Raw genomic sequence first — 6,469 nt, 5'->3', positions numbered from 1 at the left:
CCACAACGCGTCTCGGTTTGAGATACATTCTCCCGGGGAACCATGCGGCGCGGGAATGTGGTCATTTGACGGAAAATGGTTTTTTTCTTCGAAACGGTTCCATACCGACGGGCGCATGGCTTATTTTTCCCCCACATCCGGGAACGTCTTCTGATCGCCGGGTGCGCGTACCGTCCGGTTGAGAGCGGGCGGAACAGACGACCGCCTCCGACCGGCAGTCTTGACGAAAACGGATCCTATTTTTGATTTCCGGTCCAGCTTTTGCGCCGCTTTTCCCCGTCGCGCTGAAATGCAGCAGGTCTCGCAACCCATGCGCGCTCTGAGTCCAATTAAAAATTGAAGTGATATGTGTGGAATCGTTGGTTACATCGGAGATCGGTCCGCCACGGAAGTCTTGCTTCGCGGGCTGCAACGGCTGGAATATCGCGGATACGATTCGGCAGGCATTGCCGTGGTGAACGGCAACCTGAGTGTGCACAAGCGTCAGGGCAAGGTGAGCGACTTGCGGTCCGCGCTCTCGAACGTGGCGGTCGAGGGCACGCTCGGCATCGGGCATACGCGATGGGCCACGCACGGCTTCCCGAGCGACCGGAACGCGCACCCGCACACCAGCTCTTCCGGCGATTTCGCCATCGTCCACAACGGCATCATCGAGAACTACGGCGCGCTCCGGGAGATGCTCACGGAGGAAGGCTATAGGTTCACGAGCCAGACGGACACCGAGGTGCTCGTGCATCTGATCGACAAGCTGCGCAAGGACAACGGGCTCTCGCTCGAAGAGGCGGTCCGGCAGGCGCTCCGGGTGGTGGTGGGCACCTACGGGATCGCCGTCGTGTCGAGCGAAGATCAGGATCTGCTCATCGCGGCGCGGAAAGGCAGCCCGCTCATTCTCGGCGTCGGAGAAGGCGAATTTTTCCTCGGCTCCGATGCCGCCCCACTGGTCGAATACACGCGGCAGGTGGTGTACCTCAACGACGGCGAGATGGTCGTCATCCGGCGCGACGGCTTCGAGGTGCGCACCATCGACAATGTGCCGCTCGAAAAGGAGGTGCACGAGCTCGAATGGGACCTCGAACAGATCGAGAAGGGGGGCTACGAGCACTTCATGCTCAAGGAGATCATGGAGCAGCCGACGTCGCTCGAAAACTGTATGCGCGGGCGCATCCGGCTCTCCGAGAACGCGCTCAGGCTCGGGGGGCTCATCGACGTGATGGATCAGCTCCGGGGCGCGCGGCGCATCATCATCGCCGCCTGCGGGACCTCCTGGCACGCGGCGCTGGTGGGCGAATACCTGATCGAAGCCTTTGCGCGCATCCCCGTCGAGGTCGAGTACGCGAGCGAGTTCCGGTATCGCAATCCCGTGCTGGTTGAGGGAGACGTGGTGCTGGTGATTTCGCAGAGCGGCGAGACTGCCGACACGCTGGCGGCCATTCGCGCGGCCAAGCGGCGCGGCATCCCCGTCTATGGCGTGTGCAACACCGTCGGGTCGACGATCGCGCGGGACACGGACGCGGGCGTCTACCTCCACGCCGGCCCCGAGATCGGCGTGGCCTCGACGAAGGCGTTCACGGCGCAGGTGACCGTGCTCGCGATGATCGCGCTCAAGCTCGCCGAAGGACGCACCATCACCGAAGCCGAGATGGCGCATTACCTCCGCGCCATGGCCGAAATCCCGGAGAAAGTTCGGAAGGTGCTCGAACTCGACGATCAGATCAAGCAGATCGCGCAGGTCTACCGGTATGCTTCCAACTTCCTCTACCTCGGACGCGGATACAACTTCCCGGTGGCGCTCGAGGGCGCGCTCAAGCTCAAGGAGATCTCGTACATCCACGCCGAAGGGTATCCGGCCGCCGAGATGAAGCACGGTCCGATCGCACTCATCGATCAGTTCATGCCGGTCGTTTTCATCGCGATGAAGGACAGCACGTACGACAAGGTGATCACGAACATCGAGGAGGTGGTGGCGCGAAAAGGATCGGTCATCGCCATCACGGATCACGGCAATGGTGAACTGGATCGGCTGTGCGAGTATGTGATCCGCATCCCGGCTACGGAGGAGTTCCTCTCCCCGCTTCTGACGGTGGTGCCGCTTCAGTTGCTCTCGTATCACATCGCGGTCATGCGCGGCTGCAACGTGGATCAGCCCCGCAACCTCGCCAAAAGCGTGACGGTCGAATAGCCCGCACCGCCGGGACGCTCCTCTCCGCCTCCCGGGTCAGCCGCGTTGCTGTTCTCCGGGGCGCTTCTTCCCTTTGCTCAGCGTCGCGGCGGCCATCGCGCCGTCGCCGGAGACGCCGTAGCGGGCGGCCATACGACGAAGGAGATCGTCGATCTGGTCGGGAGAGAGCCGTTCGAGCGCCTCGACGCCGCAATAATGCCGGGCGGCGATGAGCAGGTCGGCGCGCGAGAGTCCGTAGGCCTCCGCCTGCTCGACGAGCGTCTCCCACGTCGGTTGCGGTTCGGCTTCCGGCGCCGGCGTCTCGATCACCTCGGGCACGACTTCGACGTTTTCGGGTTGCGGTCCCTCGCCCAGGCGCGCCAGGAAGTCGGCGAAGGTCGGGTTTTTAAGCTCCAGACCGATCGGGAACGCCGGGCTGTTCGACTTCACCACGCGAGCCACGCGCACCTGCTCGAAGTCCTCCACACGCACAGTCAGTTCGATCATCACGTCGACGAAGTATTCGAGGCCGCCGGTGGTCATCGGCAGGACGCGGCCCATCTCGTTCTCTTCGAGCGCTTCCTTGCCTCGCGCGCCGATCTGGTCGGTGATCACCACGCAGGCTCCGCTGTCGATGCACAGGCGGCGGAGCACTTCCTGAAAGAGCATCTGGTCGTTGGCCAGCGCTTCGGCGGACGGCCGGGCGAGGGGGTCGCCGGTGCGTTCGCGGACGGCGCGGAGCGTCTCCCGGTGCTTTCGGCCGAAATACATGGCCCACGAGTCGAGCGCGAAACAGCCGTATCCGTGCGCCCGGCCGTCCCCGTCGAGCGCCCAGTCGATGAACTCCGGCAGTTCGTCCGGGTGACGGATCTCGAGGGCGTCGAAGCGGGAGCCGTCGCTGCCGGGGAGGAGGCGCGCCTTGCGTTCGGTGTCGAAGAAACAGAGGCGGCCCAGGCCGGCGTCGGCGAGGGAGGCGGCGAAGACGCTCTTGCCCGTCCCCGCCGCGCCGCGCACCGCCACCACGAGGCGGCGCGTCTTCGGGCGACGGCTCAGCGGATTGATGCGTTGGGTGCTCATGACTTTTCTATGATGGGTTGAAGTCGGTTCGTATCTCGCGCATCCCCACGCCCGTATGCGGGACCCGGGCACGCGCATCCGAAGGGTAATGCGCCGTCGTGACATCGTCGTGTCACAAGTTCAAGGTGAAAAATATCATAGTCGTATGAGAAGGCCTGCCCGGGTGCGACGGGGCCGCTCGCGGCAAAGGACGAGCAGGCGCTAACTTTTGCCCCTCTCGAAGTCTCTATAGAGATGCAGACATTGAGGAAGCCTGAGAACGGTTGGATCGAAACGACGCCGCCGGGCGGCGGAAGCCGGAAAGGCCTATGAGCAAGGCAGGCGATACGCTCCCGGACGAGGTGCTCGTCGTGGCGGCCATCCTCGGCGACCTCGGTGCGTTCAACGAACTGGCCCTGCGCTATCGCGCGGCCGTGGTGCGCACGGCCGCCGCCGTCACCGGGGGCGAAGATGCCGAGGATGTGGCGCAAGACGCGCTCTTGCTGGCGTTCAAGGCGCTTCCGTCCATCGAGGACCCCGCACGCTTCGCGGCCTGGCTGATGGCGATCACGCGCCACCGGGCGCTGCGCTTCGACCGGCAGAAACGAAGGCGTGCGCGCGGGCGCGTCGAGATGGACGCCGTGCTGCTCGAACACATGACCGCCCTGGCGCAGCCGATGCTTGCCGCCCCCGACACGAACGATGTGCTCCATCGCGCCCTCGAACGTCTCCCCGACGACTATGCCCTGGCCCTCCGCCTTCGCTACCTCGACGAGATGCCCCTCAAACGCATCGCTGCCTGCCTCGGCGTCCCGGTCTCGACGGTCAAGTGGCGCCTCCACCGGGGCAAACAACTGATGCGGGACGCCGTGGAACGTCTCGAAAAGATCCGGATCCCATGGAAAGAGAACTGAACCGCCTCGCGCGTCTGCTTCGGGAGATCGTGGCCGAGGCCGGATATGCGATGGTGTATTGCCCGGAGCCGGAGACCGTCGCGTTTTGCCGGCGGCAATACGAGCGCATCGCGCGGCGGCTCCGGATGCTCGACCCGAGCTTCGACCGCCTGCCCGACCTTCCCGAAGACGCCTCGCCCGGCGCCGTCCGCGTCATCGCGCGGGAAGCGGCGTTCTGCGTCGAACGCACGCTGCGCCGGATGCGTCGCCGGGCCGACGGCCCTTGCCTCCTTCACTTTTTTCACCGGCTGTTCGACTTCGGATGAGCCGCCGCACCGTCGAGACCCGGGCGCTCAGGAGCGTCGCGGCGCCTCGAAAGAACCCTTCAAGCCAGAGCGCTGCCTTATGGAACGCAAACAGGAAATCGCGAAGCTGATCAACGTGCTGCGTCGCACGGCCCGGACGGCCATGCAGGCGCAGTGGACCGGCGGCGACCGGGATGCGGCCGCCTTCTGCACCCGCCAATACAACCGGGTGCTGTCTCGGCTCTCCGAACTCGACCCGAGTGTGGGTTCGGTCTTCGAGCCGCTTGCCGAGGATAGCACCCTCATGGTCGCGGCGATGGCGAGCCGGCAGCTGGCCGCCTATTACGAGGACGAGGTGGGCCGATCCCGCCCCTGGGGGGGCGTGTACGGGGCGGCTTTCGATACCGAGTCGTTCAAGCATTTCTGGCAACGGTGCGCCACCGACATCGAAGACCTCGGGGAATACATCCGGGAGAGTGTCGAGGCGTGGGCGCGGGAGCAACGCGCCGCCCGTGCCCCGTCGGACGAGGATGCTCGTGAGGACGCCGCGTCCGAAGACGCCGGGGCGTGATTCCACCTCCCTTTTTCCTTTGACAGAGCAAAGGCGCGCCCGATGAGGCGGATGGTATGGGGGGATGGGTGCGTTTGACGGGGAGCGCAGGCGCGTTCCATGACGGCGAACCCGGAGCGCCTCCGCCGCGTTTCACGCGGAGAACGATTGCCGGGCGGCTGAGCGCCGGTGTATGACCGGAACGCCGGGTGTCCTATATTACGGCCCGGGCGCGCGTCTTCGATCCCTCCGGCGGCTGTGCGATCCGATCCCCTCGATTTCCCCAGAACCGCTTCTTTTTATGGCCGGACTCTATCTCCACATTCCGTTTTGCACCCAGCGATGCGTGTATTGCGACTTCTATTTCGTCACCACCAAACGGTCGCACGCGTCGTTCGTACGGGCGCTGTGTATGGAATTGGAGCATTACGCCCTCGAATACGGTTCACGGGAACCCATCGAGACGATCTACTTCGGCGGCGGCACGCCCTCGCTCCTGAGCACCGCCGACCTGGCCCGCATTCTCGACACGATCCACACGCACTATGACACCACGCAGGTGCGCGAGACCACCCTCGAACTCAATCCCGAGGACGGCGACCCCGAATACCTCCGCGACCTCCGCGACCTCGGGTTCGATCGTCTGAGCATTGGCGTTCAGTCTTTTTACGAGGATGACCTCTCCTTCATGAACCGCTGTCACGACGCCGGGGAGGCCGAGGCCATCATTCCGAAAGCGCGGAAGGCCGGCTTCGACAATTTCTCGGTGGATCTGATCTTCGGCGTGCCCGATCAGCCGCCCGAATACTGGGCCGCGAACCTGGAGAAGGTCGTTCGTCTCGACGTTCCGCACCTCTCCACGTACATGCTCACCGTCGAGGAACGCACGCCGCTCTACGCACAGGTCCGGCGCGGGCTCGTGATTCCGCCGGACGACGAGGACCTGGCCTCGCTCTACCGCTTCACCATCCGATACCTTCAGGAGCGGGGCTATGAGCATTATGAGATCTCGAGCTTTTCCCGTCCCGGCTTTCAGGCCCGGCACAACCGGCTGTACTGGACGCACCGGAACTACCTCGGCTTTGGCCCTTCGGCGCACTCGTTCTGGTGGAAAGGGCTCCCGGCGCACCGATGGGCCAACGTGCGCAGCCTCCGGCAGTACGAAGCGCTCGTGGGTCAGGGCTATGCGCCCATCGACTTCAAGGAGCCGCTCGATCTCGACACGCTGGCCAACGAATACATCATGCTTCGCCTCCGCACCGCCGAAGGGCTCGATCTCGATCACCTCGAGGAACGGTACGGCGTCGAACTGCTCGGAGACAAGGTGGAAGAGATGGCCTGGCTCGAAACGGAAGGCTACATCGCGCCCATTCGGAACAGCCGCATCCGCCTCACCGAACTCGGCAAAACCCTGTGCGACACCGTCACCGAGTATCTCATGATCGATGAGATGAAGACGTGAGCGCGGGAGGGGGGAGCCCCCCGCGCGGATTGCCGGAGAGGAGGG

At 64.6% G+C, this 6,469-nt stretch carries 6 protein-coding genes; 5 read left to right on the top strand and 1 reads right to left on the bottom strand.

The window, feature by feature from the left end; translation table 11 throughout:
* The first annotated feature begins 346 nt into the window (after positions 1-346).
* Positions 347-2,179 (top strand): glutamine--fructose-6-phosphate transaminase (isomerizing), encoded by a 1,833-nt coding sequence (gene glmS, locus AC1HIY_RS17845; RefSeq protein WP_479578189.1) that lies wholly within the window; start codon positions 347-349, stop codon positions 2,177-2,179.
* 36 nt (positions 2,180-2,215) lie between these two features.
* On the opposite strand, the gene AC1HIY_RS17840 is transcribed toward glmS, so the two are convergent.
* The gene (locus AC1HIY_RS17840; protein WP_479578187.1) at positions 2,216-3,235 is read right to left on the bottom strand and encodes a DEAD/DEAH box helicase family protein; all 1,020 of its coding nucleotides are present in this window, start codon (positions 3,233-3,235) and stop codon (positions 2,216-2,218) included.
* 308 nt (positions 3,236-3,543) lie between these two features.
* Between AC1HIY_RS17840 and AC1HIY_RS17835 the strand changes: the two genes are divergently transcribed.
* The 4 genes from AC1HIY_RS17835 (at position 3,544) to hemW (ending at position 6,424) form a co-directional block, all read left to right on the top strand.
* A complete protein-coding gene (locus AC1HIY_RS17835; protein WP_479578185.1) occupies positions 3,544-4,128 on the top strand; it encodes an RNA polymerase sigma factor in 585 nt (194 codons plus the stop codon).
* On the top strand, positions 4,113-4,433 hold the full coding sequence (locus tag AC1HIY_RS17830; RefSeq protein ID WP_479578183.1) for a hypothetical protein: 321 nt from the start codon (positions 4,113-4,115) through the stop codon (positions 4,431-4,433). Before AC1HIY_RS17835 ends, AC1HIY_RS17830 begins: the two co-directional genes overlap by 16 nt.
* A 79-nt stretch (positions 4,434-4,512) precedes the next feature.
* A complete protein-coding gene (locus AC1HIY_RS17825) occupies positions 4,513-4,983 on the top strand; it encodes a hypothetical protein (protein WP_479578181.1) in 471 nt (156 codons plus the stop codon).
* A 280-nt stretch (positions 4,984-5,263) separates the two neighbouring features.
* Complete coding sequence (gene hemW, locus AC1HIY_RS17820) at positions 5,264-6,424, top strand: radical SAM family heme chaperone HemW (RefSeq protein WP_479578179.1); 1,161 nt, start codon at positions 5,264-5,266, stop codon at positions 6,422-6,424.
* Positions 6,425-6,469 lie beyond the last annotated feature (45 nt).

The organism is Rhodocaloribacter sp., from assembly GCF_056451265.1.
This window is presented reverse-complemented; position numbering and strand designations above follow the sequence as displayed.